22 protein-coding genes are annotated in these 22,328 nt (G+C 69.1%); 13 read left to right on the top strand and 9 right to left on the bottom strand.

Features of this window, described 5'->3' with window-relative positions; translation table 11 throughout:
* Positions 1 to 40 precede the first annotated feature (40 nt).
* The 7 genes from AB1L88_RS01550 to AB1L88_RS01520 all read left to right on the top strand — a co-directional run bounded on the left by AB1L88_RS01550 (position 41) and on the right by AB1L88_RS01520 (position 8,605).
* On the top strand, positions 41 to 2,527 hold the full coding sequence (locus tag AB1L88_RS01550) for a DUF1549 domain-containing protein (RefSeq protein ID WP_367094862.1): 2,487 nt from the start codon (positions 41 to 43) through the stop codon (positions 2,525 to 2,527).
* 269 nt (positions 2,528 to 2,796) lie between these two features.
* Positions 2,797 to 3,591 (top strand): hypothetical protein, encoded by a 795-nt coding sequence (locus tag AB1L88_RS01545; RefSeq protein WP_367094861.1) that lies wholly within the window; start codon positions 2,797 to 2,799, stop codon positions 3,589 to 3,591.
* Positions 3,592 to 3,755: 164 nt separating this feature from the next.
* Positions 3,756 to 4,838 carry a PH domain-containing protein gene (locus tag AB1L88_RS01540; protein ID WP_367094860.1) on the top strand — a complete coding sequence of 361 codons (1,083 nt, stop codon included), beginning with the start codon at positions 3,756 to 3,758 and terminating at the stop codon, positions 4,836 to 4,838.
* Between the two features lie 45 nt (positions 4,839 to 4,883).
* The gene (locus tag AB1L88_RS01535) at positions 4,884 to 5,690 is read left to right on the top strand and encodes a DUF4058 family protein (protein ID WP_367094859.1); all 807 of its coding nucleotides are present in this window, start codon (positions 4,884 to 4,886) and stop codon (positions 5,688 to 5,690) included.
* A gap of 137 nt (positions 5,691 to 5,827) precedes the next feature.
* Positions 5,828 to 7,480, top strand: coding sequence for a glucose-6-phosphate isomerase (pgi, locus tag AB1L88_RS01530; RefSeq protein ID WP_367094858.1), 1,653 nt, complete (start codon positions 5,828 to 5,830; stop codon positions 7,478 to 7,480).
* Positions 7,481 to 7,503: 23 nt separating this feature from the next.
* Positions 7,504 to 8,082, top strand: coding sequence for an NAD(P)H-dependent oxidoreductase (locus AB1L88_RS01525; RefSeq protein WP_367094857.1), 579 nt, complete (start codon positions 7,504 to 7,506; stop codon positions 8,080 to 8,082).
* Between the two features lie 31 nt (positions 8,083 to 8,113).
* Positions 8,114 to 8,605, top strand: coding sequence for a DinB family protein (locus tag AB1L88_RS01520; RefSeq protein ID WP_367094856.1), 492 nt, complete (start codon positions 8,114 to 8,116; stop codon positions 8,603 to 8,605).
* Between the two features lie 207 nt (positions 8,606 to 8,812).
* Here AB1L88_RS01520 and infA read toward each other — a convergent pair whose 3' ends face one another.
* Together infA and AB1L88_RS01510 are read right to left on the bottom strand one after the other, a co-directional pair.
* Positions 8,813 to 9,031: a translation initiation factor IF-1 gene (infA, locus tag AB1L88_RS01515; protein ID WP_126723684.1), complete on the bottom strand. Its 219-nt coding sequence runs from the start codon at positions 9,029 to 9,031 to the stop codon at positions 8,813 to 8,815.
* A 250-nt stretch (positions 9,032 to 9,281) separates the two neighbouring features.
* Positions 9,282 to 10,178, bottom strand: coding sequence for an SMP-30/gluconolactonase/LRE family protein (locus AB1L88_RS01510; protein WP_367094855.1), 897 nt, complete (start codon positions 10,176 to 10,178; stop codon positions 9,282 to 9,284).
* A 200-nt stretch (positions 10,179 to 10,378) separates the two neighbouring features.
* Here AB1L88_RS01510 and AB1L88_RS01505 point away from each other — a divergent pair, with 200 nt between their 5' ends.
* The 3 genes from AB1L88_RS01505 to AB1L88_RS01495 all read left to right on the top strand — a co-directional run bounded on the left by AB1L88_RS01505 (position 10,379) and on the right by AB1L88_RS01495 (position 12,982).
* Positions 10,379 to 11,785 (top strand): tetratricopeptide repeat protein, encoded by a 1,407-nt coding sequence (locus AB1L88_RS01505; protein WP_367094854.1) that lies wholly within the window; start codon positions 10,379 to 10,381, stop codon positions 11,783 to 11,785.
* Between the two features lie 108 nt (positions 11,786 to 11,893).
* Positions 11,894 to 12,172, top strand: a complete 279-nt coding sequence (gene rpsT, locus AB1L88_RS01500) for a 30S ribosomal protein S20 (RefSeq protein WP_367094853.1) — start codon at positions 11,894 to 11,896, stop codon at positions 12,170 to 12,172.
* A 114-nt stretch (positions 12,173 to 12,286) separates the two neighbouring features.
* Positions 12,287 to 12,982, top strand: a complete 696-nt coding sequence (locus AB1L88_RS01495; RefSeq protein WP_367094852.1) for a hypothetical protein — start codon at positions 12,287 to 12,289, stop codon at positions 12,980 to 12,982.
* Positions 12,983 to 13,053: 71 nt separating this feature from the next.
* On the opposite strand, the gene AB1L88_RS01490 is transcribed toward AB1L88_RS01495, so the two are convergent.
* The gene (locus AB1L88_RS01490) at positions 13,054 to 14,142 is read right to left on the bottom strand and encodes a hypothetical protein (protein ID WP_367094851.1); all 1,089 of its coding nucleotides are present in this window, start codon (positions 14,140 to 14,142) and stop codon (positions 13,054 to 13,056) included.
* 432 nt (positions 14,143 to 14,574) lie between these two features.
* Here AB1L88_RS01490 and AB1L88_RS01485 point away from each other — a divergent pair, with 432 nt between their 5' ends.
* Both AB1L88_RS01485 and AB1L88_RS01480 read left to right on the top strand, forming a co-directional pair.
* Positions 14,575 to 15,561 (top strand): hypothetical protein, encoded by a 987-nt coding sequence (locus AB1L88_RS01485; RefSeq protein ID WP_367094850.1) that lies wholly within the window; start codon positions 14,575 to 14,577, stop codon positions 15,559 to 15,561.
* 305 nt (positions 15,562 to 15,866) lie between these two features.
* Positions 15,867 to 17,561, top strand: a complete 1,695-nt coding sequence (locus AB1L88_RS01480) for a DUF11 domain-containing protein (RefSeq protein WP_367094849.1) — start codon at positions 15,867 to 15,869, stop codon at positions 17,559 to 17,561.
* Between the two features lie 133 nt (positions 17,562 to 17,694).
* On the opposite strand, the gene AB1L88_RS01475 is transcribed toward AB1L88_RS01480, so the two are convergent.
* Together AB1L88_RS01475 and pdxH are read right to left on the bottom strand one after the other, a co-directional pair.
* Positions 17,695 to 17,889, bottom strand: coding sequence for a hypothetical protein (locus AB1L88_RS01475; RefSeq protein ID WP_367094848.1), 195 nt, complete (start codon positions 17,887 to 17,889; stop codon positions 17,695 to 17,697).
* Between the two features lie 123 nt (positions 17,890 to 18,012).
* Complete coding sequence (pdxH, locus tag AB1L88_RS01470; RefSeq protein ID WP_367094847.1) at positions 18,013 to 18,666, bottom strand: pyridoxamine 5'-phosphate oxidase; 654 nt, start codon at positions 18,664 to 18,666, stop codon at positions 18,013 to 18,015.
* A gap of 199 nt (positions 18,667 to 18,865) precedes the next feature.
* On the opposite strand from pdxH, the gene AB1L88_RS01465 reads away from it, so the two are divergent.
* On the top strand, positions 18,866 to 19,090 hold the full coding sequence (locus tag AB1L88_RS01465; protein WP_367094846.1) for a hypothetical protein: 225 nt from the start codon (positions 18,866 to 18,868) through the stop codon (positions 19,088 to 19,090).
* 27 nt (positions 19,091 to 19,117) lie between these two features.
* Here AB1L88_RS01465 and AB1L88_RS01460 read toward each other — a convergent pair whose 3' ends face one another.
* The 4 genes from AB1L88_RS01460 to AB1L88_RS01445 all read right to left on the bottom strand — a co-directional run bounded on the left by AB1L88_RS01460 (position 19,118) and on the right by AB1L88_RS01445 (position 22,238).
* The gene (locus tag AB1L88_RS01460) at positions 19,118 to 19,600 is read right to left on the bottom strand and encodes an RDD family protein (RefSeq protein ID WP_367094845.1); all 483 of its coding nucleotides are present in this window, start codon (positions 19,598 to 19,600) and stop codon (positions 19,118 to 19,120) included.
* Positions 19,601 to 19,681: 81 nt separating this feature from the next.
* Positions 19,682 to 20,347 (bottom strand): metal-dependent transcriptional regulator, encoded by a 666-nt coding sequence (locus AB1L88_RS01455; RefSeq protein WP_367094844.1) that lies wholly within the window; start codon positions 20,345 to 20,347, stop codon positions 19,682 to 19,684.
* A gap of 141 nt (positions 20,348 to 20,488) precedes the next feature.
* On the bottom strand, positions 20,489 to 21,787 hold the full coding sequence (locus tag AB1L88_RS01450) for a class I SAM-dependent rRNA methyltransferase (RefSeq protein WP_367094843.1): 1,299 nt from the start codon (positions 21,785 to 21,787) through the stop codon (positions 20,489 to 20,491).
* A 118-nt stretch (positions 21,788 to 21,905) separates the two neighbouring features.
* Positions 21,906 to 22,238 carry a hypothetical protein gene (locus AB1L88_RS01445; RefSeq protein WP_367094842.1) on the bottom strand — a complete coding sequence of 111 codons (333 nt, stop codon included), beginning with the start codon at positions 22,236 to 22,238 and terminating at the stop codon, positions 21,906 to 21,908.
* Positions 22,239 to 22,328 lie beyond the last annotated feature (90 nt).

Genomic DNA, 22,328 nt, shown 5'->3' with positions numbered 1-22,328 from the left:
TCCCGCCTCGACGTTCGATAGCAGACTTCGGGAGCCATCTATGCTGCGACGACACCACCCGGGACGGATTCTGCTGGGGCTTTCGCCTGCCATGGTCGCCGCCCTGGCCCTGATCGGCCCGCTCGCCGCCCGGGCCGACGAGGCTCCGCCGGCCGACGTGATCGGCTCTCCCTCGGGCCTGGAGATCGCCCCGGGCGACGTCCTGCTCTCCGGCCGTCGCGCCTCGGCCCAGTTGATCGCCACGGCGACCGACCCCGACGGCTCGCTCCGCGACCTGACGCGGCTCGTCCGGTGGACCAGCCTCGATCCCGAGGTCGCGACCATCGACGCCCGGGGGCGCGTGACGCCGGTCGGCGACGGCGAGGCCCGGATCGTCGCCTCCGGCGGGAGCGTCGAGGCCCAGACGGCCGTCCGCGTCGAGCGGATGGCGGAACCGCACCCGGTCAGCTTCCGGCAGGACGTGATGCCGGCCCTCAGCCAGGCCAGTTGCAACATGGGGGCCTGCCACGGCACGCCGACCGGCAAGGGAGGCTTCCGCCTCAGCCTCCGCGGCTACCTGCCCGACGAGGACTACCAGACCCTCAGCCGTGAGATCGCCGGACGCCGCGTCGATCCGTTCGACCCGGACAACAGCATGTTGCTCCGCAAGCCGCTCGGCGAACTGGCCCACGAGGGCGGGGTCCGCCTCTTCCGCGACACCAAGACCTTCGAGTTCCTGCGCGACTGGATCGCCGAGGGGGTGAAGGACGACCCGCAGAGTGCCAAGGCCGTCGCCCTGGAGATCGTCCCCGGCGACCGCGTCCTGAACGAGCCCGCCCGGTCCCAGCAGATCGTCGCCCGGGTCCGGTACGACGACGGCACGGTCCGCGACGTCACCCCGATCTGCTACTACGACTCGTCGAACACCGACATCGCCGAGGTCGACCCGTCCGGCTTCGTCTCGTTCAAGAAGCGGGGCGAGGTCGCCGTCATCGCCCACTACCTCGACCTGGTCGCCGTCGTCCGCCTGACCCACCTGATCGAGGTCCCCGGCTTCGCCGAGGTGGATGTGCCCCAGGATAACCCGGTCGACGCCGCCGTCTTCGCCAAGCTCAACCGGATGCGGATCGCCCCCTCGGAGCCCTGCACCGACGAGGAATTCGTCCGCCGCGTCTACCTCGACACGATCGGCGTCATGCCGACCCCCGAAGAAGCCCGCGCCTTCCTCGAAGACCCCTCGCCGACGCGCTACGAGACCCTGATCGACGAGCTCCTCGAACGCCCCGAATTCAACGAGTTCTGGGCCCTGAAGTTCGCCGACATCCTCCGGTCGAATTCCCGGCTGATCAAGTCGAAGGGGGCCTATGCCTTCCATCGCTGGATCCGGTCGCAACTGGAGCAGAACGCCCCGATCGACCGGTTCGTCCGCGACCTGTTGACCGCCGACGGCTCGACCTTCGACAACCCGCCGGCCAACTACTACCGGATCAGCCGGACCCCGGAGGAGGCCGTCGAGACCACCGCGCAGCTCTTCCTCGGCGTCCGGATCTCCTGCGCCAAGTGCCACAACCACCCGTTCGAGCGCTGGACCCAGGACGACTATTACGGCTTCGCCGCCTTCTTCGCCCGGGTCAAGCAGAAGCCCGGCATGAAGCCGGACGAGGAGGTCATCTTCGCGGCCGACGGCGGCGACGTCCGGCAGCCCCGGACCAACCAGGTCATGCCCCCGAAGGCCCTCGGCGGCCCGGTCTACGACCAGGCCCAGACCTCCGCCGACCGCCAGCAGCGGCTGGCCGAGTGGCTCACGAGCGAGGAGAATGACTTCTTCGCCCGCAGCATGACCAACCGCATCTGGTATCACCTGATGGGCAAGGGGATCGTCGACCCGGTCGATGATTTCCGCGACTCGAATCCCGCCTCCAACGTCGAGCTGCTCGACGGCCTGGCCGCCGAATTCGCCGCCAGCGGGTTCGACCTGCGGCACCTGGCCCGCACGATCCTCAACAGCCGGACCTACCGCCTCAGCGCCCGGAGCAACGAGCTGAACGCCGACGACGAGGTCTATTTCTCGCACGCCGTCACCAAGCTCCTCTCGGCCGAGGTCCTGCTCGACGCCATCTCGACCGTGGCGGACGTGCCGACGGCGTTCAACGGCCTGCCCGCGAATTCCCGGGCCATCTCGATCCCCGACGGCCAGATGGACCACCCGTTCCTCAAGACCTTCGGCCGGCCGGCCCGCGAGCTCGCCTGCGAGTGCGAACGCGAGAGCGACTCGAACCTCTCGCAGGCCCTCCAATTGATCGGCGGATCCACCGTCCACGACAAGCTCCGAGCCGACGGCGGCCGGATGCACCTGCTCTCCCAGTCGGACAAGCCGGCGAAGGAGATCATCGACGAACTCTACGCCGTCGCCCTCTCACGGTCCCCGACCGAGACGGAGCAGACCGCCGCCATCGCCCACATCGAGGGGGCCGAGGACCGTCGCCAGGCGATCGAGGATCTCGGCTGGGTCCTGATCAACTCCAAGGAATTCCTCTTCCGTCACTGATCGTCGGCGTCCCGATCGCTTGCAAGTCGGGACGCAATGTTCGCTCGCCGGATTCCTGCCCCGGGGGTCGTGATGCCAGGCGCATCGCGGCCCCCGTCGTCATTTCTCCCAGGACGTTCAAGTCCTCCCGGTTTCCGGTCGATTCCAGGACAACAGGAACGACCGATCCGATCCGGACAATCGGCCGTTCGATCTCCTCCCTCTCAATCGGTCGGGATCGGGCCGAAGGCTCGACGCCGACCTCCCCCCATCGAGGAGTCGCGCCGATCATGAATCGCCCCCATCACCGAGCCCGACGGACGAAGACGCACCCTGCGCTTGAATCGCTCGAAGCCCGCCAGATGCTCAGCGTGGCGAACCCCTTGCCGCCGGGCAAGGCGGCCGAGGTCGTCCACCAGTCGTTCCAGAATGCCCGGCCCGCCCCCCAGTCCCCCAGCCCGGCCACGACCCGCGTCGCGATCGCGACCGACCGGCCCAGCTACGCCCCGGGCGATCCGGTCACATTCACCCTGACTCAATCCGTCGCCGGCAGCACCCCGGTCAATACCGGCCCCTTGGGCAACTACGACGTGATCGTCTCCCAGCGCGGGCGGGAACTCTGGCGGTTGAGCGACCAGCGCGGCCCGCTCGCCACCTCCCACGTCCTCGTCACCTTGCAACCGGGCGAGTCGCGCCAGGTGACGACCACCTGGAACGGCCGCGGGCGAGACGGCCGGCCCGTGACCGGACCGGTCGAGATCCGAGGCGTGATCGACCGCGTCGAATCCCCGCCCCGGACCGTCCAGATCGGCGGCGCCGCCCCCGCGCAGGCTCGCCCGACGCTCGCCTCGCGACGGCCTGCGCCCACGCCGGCCCCGGCCCACCGGCCGACTCCCCTCCCGGCCCACCGGCCGCATCGCGAGTACTCGGCCAATCTCGCCCAGGCTCGCCGACAGTTCCAGCAACTCCAGCAACAGCAAGCCAGGCAACTCCAGCGCGCCGCCGAGGCTCGCCAGGCCACGTTCCCTCGCCCCGCCCCGCCCACCTTCCCCGGCGCCCCGCCCCACCGCCCGAGGTTCTCCTGACGAGCGATCGACCGGCACGGCGCCTCGGGCCGTTCGTGGCGTCCGCGACCCTTCCGAGGTTGAGACCCTCGATCACTCGCGGACGCCGACCGGCCCTTGTCCCGTCGGCCCCGTTCCTCGACCATTGAGGATGGGGACTCCCGGGGCCGATCGAGAGCCGACCCATGCCGCCCGAGCAGCCTTCCCAGGCCTTCCACGCGAACCGGGTCTCCCGGAACCTCGGGTCGGCCACGATCCTCATGATGCTCCTCCTGACCTTCGGGCTCCTGACCGATCCCAACGAGGGGTTCGCCGTCCAGGCCGCGCGGCCGGATGGCGTCTGGGTCATCGGCTTCCTGATCTCCTTCCTCGTCGGGTTCACCCTGATGGGCATGGGCATGCTCGCCCACTTCCGGAGGCATGCCCTCGTCTTCGATCGCGCCGGGCTCACCGTCCGGGGTGTCTTCCGCACCCGATTTCTCCCGTGGGTCGACATCCGAGAGGCCGCCTGGCGCGGCGGGAAGTACCCGAGCGTGCGCCTGCGGTCCGAACGGGCGAAGCTCTCGATCGACCTCAGCCCGTATTCCTACTCCCGGGCGGATCGCATCGTCGCGGCCTTCCGGCGCGAACTCGACCCGTCGATCCAGCGCGACTGGGACCGGTTCGCGGCGCTCGCCGGGCTGGATGACCGGGGACTCCCGCTCCCTCGAACCGAGACCGGCCCCGAGCCGATCCCCTCTCCCGATGCGATCGACAATCAATCCCGATGGGATCGCCTGTTCCCCGTCGTCGCGGCCACCGGGGCCTCGTTCCAGGTCATCGCCGTCGATGTCATCCCCCCGTCGTCCTCGTGGATGATCCTGGCCTTCGTGCCGGTCGGCGTCGTGGCCGTCTGGCCCGCCCCGGCGTCGTTCCCGCCCTCGGGAACCCTCCGATGGCTGCGATCGATGCCCGAGGACCACCGCCGCGAGGCGATCGGCTGCTTCGCGATGCTGGCGAAGCTGATGCTCGTCGGCGTGGGCTTGATCCTGCTCATCCCCATCCTGGTCGTCGTCGCGAGCCTCGGCGCCTTGCTCGCGTTGCATCAACTTGCCCCTCGGTTCGCGGACCTGGAAACGGCGAAAGTAATCGGGGCCGGGGCCCTTTTGGCACTGACGATCCTGGTCCTTGGTCCACTCGAACGACGGAGGAAACGCGATCGCGAGCGACGACTCGCCGAACATCATCATCATTCGATGTCCGACGGCAACTCGTCCCCCCTACCGTAATCCTCTCGTGGCGATCGCCCGGTCATCCCTGGTACACTCGATCTCATGAGGCCACCCTTCCCCGGCATGGACCCCTGGCTCGAACACCCGACCATCTGGCCGGACGTGCATAATCGGTTGATCGCCGCGATCGCCGATGTGGTGGTGCCGATGGTCGACCCCCGATATTTCGTCGGGGTCGAGAGCCGAATGGTCCTCTACCCATCCGCCGACGATCCGAGGGGAGCCCGGCCCGACCTGGCGATCACTCGGGGGCAAATCGATGCGCCGATGCCTCCTCCCGAAGGTGGGGGAGGGGTCGCGGTGGCACAGGCGGTCGAGGCGGGGGTGGAGGTCGTCGAGGTTGATCTGCCCGTCCGGGAGGAGGCGATCGAGGAAACCTACCTGGAGATCCGGGACACGAGGTCGCATTTGCTGGTGACGGTCCTGGAGGTTCTCTCCCCGAGCAATAAGTCACGGGGGCGGGGGCGCGAGGCGTACCTCGCCAAGCGAGACGAGGTGCTGGAGACGCAGACGAACCTCGTCGAGATCGACCTGCTCCGGGACGGCGAGGCCACCCCCACGACCCCCTTGATCCGGAGCCATTACCGCGTGCTCGTCAGCCGAAGCGTCGGTCGCCCCCGGGCTCAGGTCTTCGCCTGGAATCTCAGGGCCCCGCTGCCGGACATCCCCATCCCCCTGCTCCCCGGCGACGCCGAGCCGACCCTCCCGCTCAACACCACCCTGCACGACCTGATCGATCGCGCCCGGTTTTTCCGAAGGCTCGACTACGAGAAGTCCCCCTACCCTCCCCTCTCGGAGCCGGACGCGGCCTGGGCGAACGCGATCGTCACCTCACCTCGCCCGGCCTGAACCGCCATCTGGCCTGTTCCCGCTTCACCATCGCAATCGGGCGGTCGATGACGTAGCCTTGCTGGGCAAATCGATCCGAATGACACCGCAACGCCATCGCCCGAGCCAGGCGATCGGCTCCCGGGAGCCATGCGACCATGTCCATCGCCGCCTCGACCGCCTGGAAGACCCTGTCCTCGCACGCCGAAGCGATCGCCTCGCACCACCTCCGCGACCTGCTCAACGACCCAGGGCGTTGCCGGGCGATGGTCGCCGAGGCCGAGGGGATCACCCTCGATTTTTCTCGGCAGAACGCCACGGCCGAGACGGTCAAATTGCTCCTCGACCTGGCCGAGGAGGCGAAGCTTCGGGCAAAGATCGAGGCCATGTTCCGCGGGGATCGGATCAACACGACCGAGGATCGGGCGGTCCTCCACGTCGCCCTGCGGGCGCCGCAAGGCGCCTCGATCACCGTGGACGGCGTGAACGTCGTCGACGAGGTCCACACCGTCCTGGAGAAGATCCGGGGGTTCAGCGACCGCGTCCGATCGGGCGAGTGGAAGGGGGCGACCGGCAAACCCCTGACCGACGTCGTCTCGATCGGCATCGGCGGCAGCTACCTCGGCCCCGAGTTCGTCCACGAGGCCCTCCGCACCGACCCCTACTGTGCCCAGGCCGCCCAGGGACGCCGACTCCGGTTCCTGGCTAATGTCGATCCGATCGACGTGGCCCGCAACCTCGAAGGCCTGAATCCCGAGACGACCCTCGTCGTCATCGTCTCCAAGACCTTCACGACCGCCGAGACGATGCTCAACGCCAAGACGCTCCGGCAATGGCTCGTCGGCTCGCTCGGCCCCGAGAGCGTGGCCAAACACATGGTCGCCGTCAGCACCAATCTCGACGGCGTGAGGGACTTCGGCATCGACCCGGCGAACGCCTTCGGCTTCTGGGACTGGGTCGGCGGCCGCTACAGCGTCTGCAGCGCCGTCGGGGTCGTGCCGCTGGCGCTCCAATACGGCATGGATCGCGTCGAGCCGTTCCTGGAGGGTGCTCATGCGATCGACCGGCATTTCCTCGAAACCCCGTTCGAGCGAAACCTGCCGGCCTTGCTCGGGCTGTTCGGCGTCTGGAACTCGACCTTCCTGCAACGCCCGGATCGCGCCCTGCTCCCCTACTGCCAGGCGCTCCTGAAATTGGCCCCGCATATCCAGCAAGTGGACATGGAATCGAACGGCAAGCGCGTCGGGCTCGACGGCCATGCGTTACCGTACCCGACCGGCGAGGTCGACTTCGGCGAACCGGGCACGAACGGGCAGCACAGCTTCTATCAGCTCCTGCACCAGGGGCGTGTCGTCCCGGCCGACTTCATCGGCTTCACCCGGAGCCAGACGCCGGTGAGCGTCGAGGGGGAAGCCGTCTCCAATCATGACGAATTGATGGCCAACTTCTTCGCCCAACCCGACGCCCTGGCCGTCGGCAAGACGGCCGAGGAGGTGGAGGCCGAGGGGGTCCCCGCCGAGCTCGTCCCGCACAAGGTCTTCCCAGGCAACCGGCCGTCGAACGTCCTGCTCCTCGATGGCTGGCTGACCCCCGAGGCCTGCGGCAAGCTGCTGGCGCTCTACGAGCACCGGACCGCCGTCCAGGGGTTCCTCTGGGGCATCAACTCGTTCGACCAGTGGGGGGTCGAGCTGGGCAAGGTCCTGGCCAAGCAAGTGCGCTCCCAGCTCTCGGCCTCCCGCAAGGAATCGGCCCAGGTCGAGGGGTTCAATCCCTCGACGACGGCCCTGCTCCGCAAGTATCTCGGCGCGTAATACCGGCCCGAAGGGACCCATCCATGAGCCTCGACCTGCTCGTCCTGTACGGTTCCGTCCGGTCCGATCGCCAGGGGATCAAGGCCGCCCGGTTCATCGACGCGATGTGCCAGATCCGGGGCCACCGGTCCACCCTGATCGACCCGAAGGTGGTCGATCTCCCCCTGCTCGACCGGATGTACAAGGAATATCCGGCCGGCGAGGCCCCCGAGGCGCTCGAACGCCTCGCCACCCAGATCAAGGCGGCCGACGCCTTCATCGTCGTCTCCGGGGAATACAACCATTCGATCCCGCCGGCGCTCTCGAATCTGATGGACCACTTCCTGGAGGAATGGTTCTGGCGCCCGTCCGCGATCGTCTGCTACTCCGCCGGGCCCTTCGGCGGCGTCCGGGCGGCCATGCAGCTCCGGGCGATGCTCTGCGAGCTGGGCACGCCGAGCATCCCCTCACTACTGCCCATCCCGAAGGTGCAGGATGCCTTCGCGGAGGACGGCTCCCCGATGGACGAGGCCTGGCCGCGTAGGGCCTCGAAATTCCTGGGCGAGCTGGAGTGGTACGCCCGGGCCCTGAAGGACGCCCGGGACAAGGGGGTTCCGTACTGACCCGCCGATCCCTTCGAGGAGCGACTCCCCTTTGGAACCGCACGACCGAGACGCGATCCTGCGTGCCCACGTGCTCGAACTGCTCGACGCCGGGGCGGCGCACCTCGACTTCGAATCGGCGATCGCCGGGCTCGAGCCGGCCCTCCGGGGCATTCGGGCCGAGGGCCTGCCCCATTCTCCCTGGGAACTCCTGGAACATCTCCGGATTTGCCAGCGAGACATCCTCGACTTCTGCCGATCGGCCGATCACGCCCGGCTCCGGTGGCCCGACGACTACTGGCCCGGCCGGGCGGCCCCGCCGGACGACCTCGCCTGGGACCGCTCGGCCTCGGCGTTCCGGGCCGATGCTCAGGCCATGCGGGGCCTCGTCGCCGACCCGCAGACCGACCTGCTCCGCCCCCTTCCCTGGGGCACCGGGCAGTCGATCGCCCGGGAGGCCATGCTCCTGGCCGACCACAACGCCTATCATCTCGGCCAGCTCGTCTCTCTGAGGCGGCTGCTCGGGAGCTGGGACGACGCCTGACCAGCCTCGACTTCGAAGATAAGGCCGTCGTCCACCACCACCGGCCCAGTGGACCTGGATGCGGGCCGACAATGCGTCCCCGGCGGGCGTCGGGGGAGGGCGCCCGTTGCGTCGGGTTCGCGGGTTGGAGGGGTGGCAAGCGGTGGGAGTCGATCCGGGAAGTTCGGAGCGGGCCCGGCGCGCTTGCACGGCAAGGCGAGGAGGGGATCAGCGCTCTCGATAGACGATGCGACCCTTGGTGATGTCGTACGGGGTGATCTCGACGGTCACCCGGTCGCCGGGGACGATGCGGATGAAGTTCTTGCGCATCTTCCCTGCAATGTGAGCCAGCACACGGTGGCCGTTCTCCAGCTCGACCATGAACTGCGTGTTGGGCAGCGCCTCGACGATGCGCCCTTCGGTCCGTAACGGTTCCTCTTTGGCCACAAGGCCCTCCAGGGTCAGCCGATCCCGGCGCCGGCGGTGCAAAACCGGGGGGTCGTTGGGGAGAGTCGGGCCGCCGGGTCGGCCCGATCGATCGAGAGGTCGTCTGACGGTTGCGCGACGATCTGGTCCCGAGTCAACAGTCATTTTATCCGAAGCCGGCCGGCAAACCAGCCGGTTTTTTTCCGGAGTCGCGCGCCAGAGGGGCATCTCGGGGGCCCCAGCCCTTCGAATCGCCCGGGAATTCCCGCGATCAGGCCGGTAAGAACGGCGGGGTCACGCCCCTCACATTCAGCCGGACGCGGTGGATCGAGTCGACCGCCGTGATGGCCAGCGCGTTTCCCTCGCGGCCCCACCAGTTCAGGTTCGAGGGGCGTTTCGGGGTCCTGAGGATCCCCAGCAGGGCCCCATCGGGCCGATAGACCCAGATCCCCTGAGCCACGGCGACGTAGAGACGGCCGTCGCGGTCGACCTTCAGGCCGTCGGGCCCCCCCTGCTCCTCGGGGTCCATCGCGGCGAAGACCCGGTCGCTTGCCGGGTCGACCTGGCCGGAATCGGTCATCCGGAAGGCGCGGATGTGGTACTTCGCCGTATCGCAGACATAGAGCGTCTGCTCGTCGGGCGAGAAGGCCAGCCCGTTCGGCTTCTCGAAGCCTTCGTGAACGATCGGCCGAAGGGCTCCCCCGGTCGTCAGGGAGAAGACGGCTTGATAGGGCAATTCCTTCTGGTCGGGGCTGGGAACGCCGTAGGGGGGGTCGGTGAAGACCATCAGGCCGTCGCCGCGGCAGACGATGTCGTTCGGGCTGTTGAGGCGATTGCCCTCGAACCGCTCGACGACGGTCTCCACGCCCGAGCCGTCCGGGTTCATCCGAGAGACCCGCCGCCCGTTTTGCTCGCAGAAATAAACGCGGCCGTCGGGCCCGAACGTCTGCCCGTTGGCGGCCCCGGTCCGATCGCGGAGCACCTCGGCAGGGCCTCCCCCCGGCGGGAGTCGGTAGGTCCGCTCGGCCGCGATGTCCTGCCAGAGCAAGCTTTCATCGGGCAGCCAGAGGGGGCCTTCGGTGAACTGGAAGCCCTGGGCGAGCGTCTCAAGGGGACCGGCAATCAATTCGCTTAACCCCGCGTCTCGCAGGATCGAGGCGGTGGACATGGTCGGGAGTCTCCCTCGTCGTCTTCTCTGAAGGTTCAGCCGGGCGATCCGGCTGCAGGTCTGATGCCGGGGGCCGATGGTTGACCGCCGAAGGCATTGTGATAGCGTGTATGATCGACCAGACCGAGAATCCGGACGCGCAGTGGCGTCCGGCACCGATTCGAGTGACTGCCCCACCCTCTCAGGGGGTCGCGTTTCCCATGGAATCCGCGCCGCAACCCGATCAGAAGGACCTCCAGCGGGCCGAGTCGTTCTTCAATTATGGGAATGACGCCACCGCCCGTGGCAACTTCCCATACGCGATGGACATGTACAAGAACGCGCTGAAGATCGCCCCGCTGGAGCTGAAGTTCCGCCAGGCGATGCGCAACGCCATGCGGAAGAAATTCCAGAACGACCCGTCGAAGGTCGGGATGCTCGCCGGCGCCAAGCTCCAGCCGATCCGGCTCCGAATCAAGGCCTCCAAGGGGCGTGGCCACTGGCTCGAGGCGATCGAGCACTGCGAGGAGGCGTTCGTCTACAACCCCTGGGACGTCGGCGTCAGCCGCGACCTGGCCGAGGCCGCCGAGCAGCTCGGCTCGCCCCCCCTGGCCCGCTGGGCCCTGGAATCGGTCCAGACCCAGGCGGCCGACGACGTGGGCTTCTGGAAGCACATGGCCCACGTCTACGCCTTCGCCGAGGACTTCCCCCGCGCCATCCTCTGCTGGGAACGCATCAAGAAACTGGCCCCCGGCGACGAGGAGGCCGCCCGGCAGATCAACGCCCTCTCCGCCAGCCAGACCATCCACGGAGGCAGCTTAAACCAGCAGGGTCGACGCCAGAACGCTCCCGCCGCCGCCACCCCTCCCGAGGATGATGAGGAGGCCGAGGCCCTGCGCGGCAAGCAGGCCATGAGCCCCGAAGAGCGGATGGAGCGGGACATCAAGGAGAACCCGTCCCGCCCCGCTCCCTACCTCGAACTGGCCTCCCAGTACCGGCTCCAGCAACGCCTGGACGAGGCGCGAGACGTGCTGGCCCGGGGCCTGAAGGCCCTGCCCGACGACCCCTTGCTCCGCGACACGTACGCCGAAATCCAGATCGCCCGGCTCCGCAAGGCCATCGAGGCGATCAAGGCCCGCCTCCGCGACCATCCCGACGATGCCGAGGCGCAGTCGAAGCTCGGGAAATTCAACGCCAAGCTCTCCGATTACGAGCTGGCCGAGTACCGCCGCCGGGCCGAGACCCGGCCCGACGACCTGCATCTCCGCTTCGAGCTGGCCCGCCGGCTCGCCGCGGCCGGCCAGCACGACGCGGCCATCGCCGAATTCCAGGCCGCCCGGTCCTCCCCCGCCTTGAAGGTCAAGGCCCTGATGGGGGCGGGGGCCTCGTTCGAGGCCACCGGCGTCCCCAAGCTCGCCGAACGCAGCTACACCGAGGCCCTGAAGGCCGCCGACCCCGAGGATCAGGAGATCCTGAACGACCTGCACTATCGCCTCGGCCGGGTGGCCGAGCAGATGGGCAACCTCGACGACGCCGAGACCCACTACAACGAGGTCGCCGCCAACAACTTCGGCTATCTCGACGTGGCCCAGCGGCTCCGGAGCTTGAACCAGCGGATGTCTTCGTGATACAATCGACGCTTTGCCGGTCGGCGTGACGGCTCGCCCGTTCGGCGACCTCCGCCCCCGGCCATTCGGACGATTTCCTCCCCCCGCCTGACGGGACCCGATCGAGCAATGCCCAATACCGAATCCGCCAAGAAGCGCCTCCGCCAGAACGAAAAGCGCCGGATGCGCAACCGGATCGCCAAGAAGATCATCAAGACCTACACGAAGCGGACCCTGACGGCCGCCTCCGAAGGGAATCTTGAGGCTGCCGAGGCCGATTTCCGCTTCACCATCGCCAAGCTTGACCGGGCCGGCGTGCGACGGGTCCTGCACCCGAACACGGCCGCCCGCCGCAAAAGCCGATTGACGCGCGAATACAACGCGCTGAAGAACGCCCCGAAGTCCTGAGTCTCTCAGGATTTCCGATAGCCTGCCTGCCATCCCGAACGACCTGATCCGGCACCGGATCGGGTCGTTTTGCGTTGCTTCGGCCGCTTCTCAACGCCCAGGGAGGCCCGCCCGATGGCCTCGCTCCGCTCCGAGTTCGACGCCATCTCCCAGACGCTCCTCCGCGCCTTCGGGGGTGAGCCAACGGGCGCGCACTCGCCCGCGGGCCCCCCGGCCGAGTCGTTCCGCGCATTGCTTCGGCAGGTTCTGCTGACGCAACGCGGCCTCCGCGTCGACCAGGCGATCGAGGCGATCGACCGCGAAGGCTGGGCGGACGACCCCGCCGCGCTCGCAGCCGTCGATCCCCAAGAGATGACCGACCTCCTCCGCGACGCCCGCGGGGCGGTGCCGGCCGGGGTCGTCCCCTTGATCCTCCGGGTCGCCGCGTGGGTCGACCGGCTCGGTGGCATGGAGGCGCTCGCGGCGATCGACACCGAGTCGCTTCGCGAGGAATTGCGGTCGATCCGGGGGATCGGCCCGACCACGGCCAACCAGGTCTTGCTCGAAGTCTTTCGCCGGCCGACCTTTCCGATCAGCCGATCCGACTACCGGGTCCTCATCCGGCACGGCTGGATCGACCCCGGTGCCGACGAGACCGAGGCCCGAGAGGTGATCGAAGGGGCGGCCCAGTCGGACGACCCGGACGAGATGTCCCGGCTCGCCTCCTGGTTCGAGTCGCTCGCCCGCTTCTGCAAGGCGTCGAAACCCCGATGCGATCGCTGCCCGCTGCAGCCATTCCTGCCCGACGGTCGGCCCCTCGACCCGGACTGAACGCCCGGGCCGAGTCCGGTAGGCCGGAATCCCGTCGCCTTGGGGGTTCGGAGAGGCGAGGGGCCCCCAGCTCAGTTGCCCGGCGGGGTCGGCCGATTGAGCTGACCGGGAGGGCTGGGCGGCAGCTCGCTCCCGATCGGGGGAATTTGCAAGACGTCCTTCAGCACCGCCCCCGGGTCGCTCGCCCCTTCACCACCGGCCTGCAGGTTGGCGGCCTCGATCAACCGGGCGAACTGTTCGGCCTCGGCGATCAGGGCTTCGGTGCGGTCGCTCACCCGGTCTCGGGCCATCTCGGGCACGTTGAACGAGAATTCGCCGGTCTGGAACTCCGGGTCGAAATCGACGTCGGTATAGGTGAGCAGGAAACGGCTCGGCGGTTCGTCGTCCGCCGCCACGTTGCCGAGGGGACGGCCGGTGGCCGGATCGACCTTCGGGGTGTTGGCCCCTCGGACGATCGCCCGCTTCTTGCCGAGCATCAAGACCTGATACGGCCAGCCCGTTTCCTTGTCGATTTGCAGTTCCACGACACTCGGGATGTAGGCCGGAACCGAGGCCATGGGGGCCAGGCCCATGGCGTTCATATCCTTCCAGTTGCCGCGCAGGATCCAGACGGGCCGGCCGTCCCACTCCCCTTCCAGGCGGCGGTCGAAGCGGACCGACTGCCGCAATCCATCCAGCAGCCAGTGAGGGCCGGAGAGCCCCAAACGCTGCTGAATGAAGTGGTTCCGGTGGAGTGCCTCGTACGGCTCCTGGTTGATCCGCTCCAGGATCGTCGGCAGCGCGAGGCGGTAGTAATAGGTCTGATCGAGGATCTGGGAGACGTCCCAGAGGACGTTCCCGTCGCTCACCTGCCGCATGCGCCCCTGGGCCTGGGGAAGCCCCTGGACCTGCAGGTCGAGGCTGAACGTGTAGGGGCCCGACCGGGCATATTCCCCCTCGATGGTGAACACCTGGCCGAGCATGTCGACCTCCTGGCGGACGGAGGCGCGGACGTTCTCGAGCGAATGGATCTTGGCCAGCGCCTCATCGAGCGTCAGTTCCGCCTCGGTCGGCGGTTCCGGAGGCACCGGGGGCGGGGCGAACGTCGGATCCTGCGCCAGGCTCAGGAGCGGCAAGAGGGCAGCCAGGAGCAGGGGGAGCAGCAGACGAAAGTTGGACATGGCCGGGTCGTGCCGTTCTTTACTCAAGGGCAGGAAAGGACTGTCCGATCTTATCGCCAGGCGCCGGACGCGGCAAGTCCGGCGGGATCGCCCCGACTCGGTTCGTTTCCAGGGACGGAGACGGCCGTGCGCGGGACTTCGAGGATTGGGCGATCGCCGATCGCCCGATGCTCGGGTATCGGCCGATCGGTCGAAGGCAGGGATGCCCGAGGCCGGTTGGCTCGCGGTCCCCTGGCCGTCGGCCGCGCCGCGACCGGCGAGCGACCTGGCCTTAACAAAGGCCGAGTCGGTCTGCGGTCAGCCCGAGGAGGAAGGCATTCACCCCCGTCGTCCGATGACCCCGATCAACCGCCCCGCCCCCTCGTGGTTCGGGCGGGCCGGCGATCGACCCCAGGGTATCATCGCGTCGAGGGGGCGGGAGGTCAATTCAGGATGAAGACGCTCGGAGTGCTGATGTTGGCGGCGGCAGCGACCGGGACCGGCGGGATGTTCGACGGGCCCGGGAAACCGCACGCCCTGACGAGCCTGTTCCGGCCCCACGTGGTCCGTCATGGGCCGCCGCCCGCTTCTGGACCGATCATGGCCCCGCCGGCCGACCCGGCCCTCTCGGGTGCCGGGTTCGGGGCCAATCGGATGTTCGCCAATACGACCAGCCAGGTCTTCTTCGTCGATCCGGCGAACATGGAGATCAGCTGGCAGACCGCCGGGCCGGACGGCTCGCCGGTCTACCTGCCGCCGCAACTGACCGTGCCGGCGCGCTACAACTTCCGGCAGGGCTTCATCTATCGGTTGAAGCTCACCAACATTGCCGACAACCCCGGCCTGACGCTCTATCCGACGATCGAGGTCGCCCCCTCGTCGCCGCAGACCGACGACTACCTGACCCACAACCCGATCCCGGTCCAGTTCACCCAGGAGGACTTCGACCAGGTCCGGGCCGGCAACTTCGTGACCAAGGTGGTCTACCTGCCCGATCCGAAGTTCCAGGAACTGGCCATTTCCGGGCTCTACGGTGCCGAGACCCTCGTCTCGACACGGCTCGAGCCCGGCGTCAATCCGGTCCTCGAGGCCGACAAGCGCGGGACCATCCTCATGGTCATCCGCGTCGGGGCGATCGACCTGGAGATGCCCCCCGGCGGCTCCGGCGGCGTCGCGGCCCCGGCCGCCGACGGGTACGCCCCGGGCGAGGTGATCTACGGGGAGCCCGGCACGATGACCCCGCCGCCGGCCCCCCCGTCGCCGGCGTTGGATGCGATCGCCCCGCCGGTCGAGGAAGTGCCCATCGAGGGCACCTCGCCGTCGACCTTCATCCCGCCGGTGGCCGAGCCCTCGGTGTCGCCGGCCTCGATGCCGGTCCCTCCCCTGCCGCAGCCGGCCTCGCCGTCCCCGTTCACCGGGAGCCTGCCCGAGCTCCCGTGATCGGGTGACCCGATCCGGCCGACCTGGTCGACCAGCCGTCCGGGTCGTCAACCGTCGCCAGAGCCCCGCGGGAGCCGCCGTCCGGCCCCGCCGGGGTGATGGCGCGTCCCGGGGGCCGCTCGCCGATGCGGCTGAACTCTCGTCGCACCCGGTTCGCCCGGCCATGCGAGGGCATCGCTGCGGACGGGTCGGGCCCCGTGAGCCTCAGGTCCGATTCCCGATCCGACCAGGCTCATGACCGTTTCCGAAGTGCTCCACCGCCGCTTCGCTTCACGTACCCAAAAGGATGAGGGAGGGACAGACCCATGTCGCGAGCAGGACGGACCGGCTGGGCGTTGACGGCGGCCCTGCTGCTGTCCATCTCGGTGGGACTGGCCGTCGGAGCGGCCCAGGCCCGGCAGGTCGTGCCAGACGACCCGACCGCCGGGGTTGCCGTCGTGGGAGAGGCTCCGGCGCCGGGCGGGCCGACGTTGCCCCCACAGATCCAGGTCGTCCGCCTCTCGGGCCCATTGGGCATGGGGATCGAGGTGCTCGAACCCGCGCCGATGGTCCTGTCCGACCCGAACGACGACCCCGCCATCCACGGCCTGACCGTCGGCCTCCAGGTCGGCGTCGGCTACCGACTCCGCCTGACGAACCTGCCGAACCAGCCCGGGGCCGAGGTCTTCCCGGTCGTCGAGGTCGTCGGCCACCTGCACCGCCCGGCCGACATCGACCCGACCCGGTTCCCGATCCGGGTGATCTTCAGCCAGGAAGACCTGATCGACGTGGCCGAATCGGGCCGCCTGGTCACGCAGATCGTCTACCTCGAATCCCCCGACCAGGCCCTCCCCCTGTCGATCCCCAAGGATCAGATCCCCGTCACCACCCTCGGCCCCGGCGAGGAGCCGCTCCGGGTCGCCGGTGCGCTCGGGCGGGTCATGGCGATCGTCCGCCTCGGCGGCCGGACCCCGGTCTCGGGAGAGCCGCTCGGCGGCTTCGGCGCGGCCCACCTGGGCGTCGGCCCCTGCCCGTTCGAGGCGACCGAAGGCGTCTGCTGCGGCGTGCCGACCTGCCCCCCCGCCTCGTTCGGCCTCGCGCCCAATCCCGTGTTCCCGGGCGACGAATACCTCTGCGACGGCGGCGACCACCAGAACAAGGCCGGGATCGGGGCCGACGGCCAGGTCGTCGGCGTCGAGCCGAGGGACGCGATGATCCGGTTCAATGCCGGGTCGAAGCCCCGCGTCCTGCCGACCAACACGGTCTGCATCTACGCCCCCCGCTTCGCCGCGGTCCGCACGAGCATCGGCGTCAACGAGAATCGCCTGATCACCGTGCCGAGGGGGGCCGAGGCCCTGACCCGCCAGATGCAGGAGGCGACCGTCCGCCCCCCCTCGCGGATGACCCAGAACCTGTCGGCCAACGCGGTCCGAGACCGGCGCCGCGCCTCGGCCATGGAAGGCCGGACCCCTCCGATCACGCACATCGAGGTCCGGGTCCTCAACGGCCTGACCGACGTGGTGGCCCTCGACCAGGAGGAACTGGTCCAGGGCCCCCAGGTCTCCGTGAACGAGCAGGGGCCGAGGATCAGCCGGCGGGCCACCCCTCCCCTGGGCATCAAGACCGCCGAGGGGCCGGTCATCACGGGGGTCATCCAGGGGGCCAGCCAGACGATCGTCTCCCGAGGCCCGGGCGAGCTGGCCGGCGTCGAGACCCCGCCCGACCTGCCCGGCCTGGCGGTCAACAAGGAGACCGACACCGACGTGGCCGAGCCCGGCCAGGTCGTCACCTTCACGATCCGATGGCGGAACATGGGCAACGTCCCGATCCATTCCGTCTCGATCGTCGACAGCCTGCTGCCCCGCTTCGAGTACGAACCCGACAGCGCCCGGGGGCCGGACGGCGCCATCTTCACGGCCGCCGAGAACCAGACCGGCTCGGTCGAACTGCGCTGGGATCTCCCCGAGCCGGTCATGCCCGGCGAAGAGGGGTCGGTCTCGTTCAAGGCTCGGGTGCGCTGATTCGGCGGCGATCATCGGCCGATCGCGGCCCCGGTCCCCTCATCGCGGACGACGACGATGGCCCTGCGGGACGAACCGATCCCATCGGTCGTCTCGCAGGGCCCTTGGCCGTGGCGGCGCGTCCTCTCCTGGCTCATTCCGGGTTGGCGATCCGGTGTTCAACGGCCTCGACCCGATGCCGCAGCTTCTCGAAGGACAGGACGAGCTCGCGAAGCTCCTCGTTCAGCTCCTTGACCCTCACGCCCAGCTCGGCCAACTCCACCCTCAGGTCGTCGCCCTGCGCCGGGCCGCCACCGCCACTTGACGCGGGGGAACATCGGCAAGTCATGATCGTTCCTCCCTCGAATTGATCCGGTCCGGGTCGCGGGGACGATCCGTCGGGACCCGCCACCGCGACCCGATCACCGTCGGTCCGTCCCGGCCCTGCGATCGGGCCCGCCCGGCGGTCGACTCAGGGAGAGAGCCGCTCGATCGTCCAGCCGCGTGCGCCCGGGACGTACCGGATGCGGTCGTGCAGGCGGCCGGGCCGCCCCTGCCAGAACTCGAACTCGTCGGGCACCAGGAGATACCCCCCCCAGTGGGGAGGCCGGGGCACGTCCTCGCCGAAGCGATCGGCGGCCTCCTGGAACCTCGCCTCGAGGATGCGGCGGTCGCTGACGACCGCGCTCTGATCCGAGGCCCAGGCCCCGAGCTTCGTCTCGGTCGGCCGCTGCCGGAAGTAGGCGTCGGACTCCTCGTCCGCGAGCCGCTCCACCCGCCCCTCGATCCGGACCTGCCGCTCGATCTCGTGCCAATCGAAGAGCAACGACCCGAACGGATTGGCCTCCAGGTCGCGCCCCTTGCGGCTCCGGTAGTTGGTGAAGAAGCGAAACCCTCGCGCATCGACCCCCCGGAGCAGCACGATCCGGGCCGAGGGCCTCCCCTCGGCCGAGGCGGTGGCCAGGGTCATCGCGTACGGCTCGTCCAGCTCGGCGCGCTCGGCGTCGCCGAACCAGGAAGCGAACTGGCGGATCGGGTCGGGATCGACCTCGGACTCGGTCAAGGATCCGAGCCGGTACTCCCGACGAGCGGTGATCGACTGCACGGTGTCACGCTCCAAAGGCATCCGGCGTAGCTGTCATGGATGCAACGAATCAAGGGCCTGGCGGCGAGGAAGTCCGCCCTCCCGCCGGCCCGCGATCGTTCGCCTCGGGTCGGTTCGGGAGGGACGACGTTGGTCCGCTCGACCCGACGGTCCCATTGTAGCCCCTCGGCCGGCCTGGGAGCAGGCCGGCCCCCCGCCCTTTTCCAGCTCGGAGTCGACGATGATCCTCCAGCTCCGGCACGGCAAGACGCTGTACGAGGTCCACGTCCCCCGCGGCTCGCAGGTGCAGCGCAACGCGATCGGGCTGCCCATGCTGATCGTCCCCGGGCCCCGGCCGCAGGATACCGCCTCGTGGGTCGGTGCCCCGGAGATCGTGGGGGCGGCCCGACGCGGGCAGTACGGCATGAGCTTCCGATCGGAGCGCCGCCTGGCCGCCTGCGTCTGAAGGCGGGGGGCGAGGGTGCGGCGGTGATCAGCGCGATCGGACCACGAGCGTCCCGGCGATCAGGTCGTGCAACGCCCGGTGTTGCTCGGTGAACGCGGCCATGACGAACCCCACGCCGAACGGGAGCAGCGAGAGCAGCCTGGCGAAGAATCGCCCGAGTGCCCGGGGGAACGAGAGGCGCCGGTCGTCATCGGTCGTCACCTTCAGGCCCAGGGCGAGCTTCCCCAGCGTCGCCTGTCGGCTGCCGCTCTCCAGGGTCGCGAAGTAGAGGACGATCAGGGCGAACGAGAGCAAGGCCCCCACCGTCCGGACCGTGACCGGCTCCCATCGGGTCAATTCGAGCAGGCCGTTCAGGCCGGCGCAGGCGGCGAGCAGGATGACGTAATCGATCGCCAGGGCGATGGCCCTGGGCAAGACCCCCGCCGTGGTCGCGGTCGACCTCACCACCTTGTCCGCTTGCATGACACGGAATTGACGAGACTCGGCCCCGCTCCAATCGGTCATCGCCATGGCGCCCGCACTCCGTCGTTGAAAAGGGAATTCGATCGGCATTCGACCAGACCAGGCATCCACCGGCCGGGTCGGCCGATGTCATGAGATGCCGGTCACGATCACCTTCCCCGCCGCGTCTCGCCCCAGGGCGACGCGATGATCCCCGACCCGCACGACCATCGCCCCCGACTCGCTCCGGTTCTCGGCCACCTCGCCCTCGGCCCCGAGGTCGAGGCCGCAATCCGTCAGGTAGCGGAGGAAGGTCGGGTCCTGGTCGACCACCCGGGCGACCCGGAACCGCTCCGAGGCGTCGAGGTCGTTCAACGGCCGGCCGCTCGGCAGGTCGAGCGAGCCGTCGGCCCTCGGGATCGGGTCGCCGTGCGGGTCGACGGAGGGGTGGTTCAGGTAGGCGTCGATGCGGTCGATCAAGGACTCCGAGACGGCGTGCTCCATGTGCTCGGCCTCCTCATGCACCTCGTCCCAGTGCATGTTCAGGGTCTGGACGAGGAAGAGTTCGAGCAACCGATGGCGTCGCAAGACCTTCAAGGCCAGGCGCTCCCCCTGCGGCGAGAGCCGGACCCCTTCGTAAGGGGTGTACGAGGCCAGGCCCGCCTCGGAGAGGGTCTTGAGCATGCCCGTCACGGTGCCCGGCGAGACGTTGAGCGCCTGCGCCAGCTCTCCCGTGGCCACGATCCGATCGGGGACCTCCCGGGAGGCGATCAGATAGATCGTCTTGACGTAATTCTCGACGGTCAGACTCGCCACGCGACCGGCCCCTTTCCGACGGCCTGTGTTCCCTCGATCCCCGGACGATCCCCAAGCGTACACGAGTCGAGGATCGAACTCGACCCTCTCCCCCGGAGATCCGTGAAGGCCGTGCGGCCCGGAACCCGCGACGGTCGCGGCTCAGTCCCCCGGCGGGGCCGACTCGGTCGGCGTCGGGGGCGGTTCCTCGGCGCGATCGCCGACGAGCAGCCAGGCGGCCTTCAGATACGCCCCTTCCGGCGCCTCCAGCCCGACCGGATGATCGGCCGACGCCCCGGTCACGGCCAGAATGCGCGCCGATCGACCCGCCCGACGGCCGGCCGAGCGCAGGATGCCCAGGAATTCCTCGGCCGGCAGCAATCCGGAGCAGGAACAGGTCAGCAGCAGGCCGCCCGGCTCGACGAGCCCGAGGGCCAGGGTGTTCAGGTCGAGGTACTTCTTCCGCCCCTCGTCCATTTCGAGTCGAGAGCCGATGAGCTTCGGCGGGTCGAGCACGACCACGCCGAAGTCCTTGCCGTTGAGCCCCATCTGCCGCATGTAGCCGAAGGCGTCGGCATGGACGAGGCCCATGCGGACCTGATTGAGGTTCGCGTTCTCGCGGGCCATCGCGACGGCCTTCTCGTCGAGGTCGACCCCCGTCACTTCTTTCGCCCCGCCCTGGACCAACGCCGAGAGGCCGAAGCCCCCCGAGTAGCAACAGACGTCCAGCACGTTCCGGTCGCGGCAAAACCGGGTCAGGTCGCGGCGGTTGTCGCGCTGGTCGCAGAAGAAGCCGGTCTTGTGGCCCCCTTCGAACTTGACCCGATAGCGGATGCCGTTCTCTCGGATCTCGACCTTCTCCGGGGCCTCCTCGCTGATGACCGGGCGCCCGGCGAACGCCTCGGCCTGGGCGATCCGCTGATCGACGTGGACGCGGTAATGCGCCGTCCCGGTCGCCGACCGCAGTTGCTCCATCAAGGGGCCGATGCGCTGGTAGACCCCCAGGCTGAAGACCTCGGCCGAGAGCACGTCGGCGAACCGGTCGACGATCAGGCCCGAGAGCCCGTCCCCCTCGGCATGGACCACCCGGTAGGCATCGCTGATCGCCTCGATCCCGAGCAGGTCGCGACGGAGCGAGACCGCCTCCGCGATCTTCGCCGCCCAGAAGCCGGTATCCGGCGGGGTGGTCCCCCGGGCGATCAGGCGGACCGGGATCTGCGACCGGGCGTTCCAGAGGCCGAACCCGAGCGGGACGCCGTCCCGGTCGATCACCCGGACGAGGTCGCCGTCGTTCGGCTTCGGTCCGGGCTCGGGCCCGACGACCATCTTCTTGAAAATGAACGTATGCAGGCCCGGGGAACGGACCCGGACCGTCGGCAGGTTCGCCTCCGGCTCCAGGGCCCGCGACGGCGCCGCGATCGGTTTCCGATTGTCCGCCACGCTCACCCGATCGTCCGCCATCGTCGCTCGCATCCGTTGAAGATCAATGCGTCTCGGTCGTCCGCCCCGTCAACCGGCCTCGAGCGGCGGGCCCGGGTCGGTCCCCATCCTGATCATGACAGGCCGGCGAGGGGCCCCATCACTCCTCGTCGTCGTCCGGGCCTCCCAGCCCCTCCAGGTCGTTGCGGACGAGGCGGCGCAGCCGGACGAGCAGGGCGGTGGCGTAGCGCTGCACGGCGATCTGCCGCAGCATGACCTCCTCGGTCGCGGCGTCGAGAGGGATGGCGGCCAGGTCGCGATAGGTCCGGTTCAGGGTTTCCCAGCCGGCCTTCAAGAGGGTCTCGGCCAGTTGCGGGCGGTCGGCCGGGTCGGCCTCGCGAATCTGAACCAGTCCTTTGCGGACCTTCTTCATGGCCTGTTGCGCCTGCTGAAGCTGTCGGAGGGCGAGGCCGGAGGTGATCTTCTGGGCCATCAAAGGTGCTCGGGCGGGCCGGGTTGGCGAATTTGCGCTACACAGGGGCGGTTGCCGGAGACTATTCTAATCAGGTCATGTTCGATCCGT

This window comes from Tautonia sp. JC769 (assembly GCF_040717455.1).
Lineage (GTDB): Bacteria > Planctomycetota > Planctomycetia > Isosphaerales > Isosphaeraceae > Tautonia.
The sequence above is the reverse complement of the archived record's forward strand: the minus strand, read 5'-3'. Positions and strand labels throughout refer to the sequence as shown.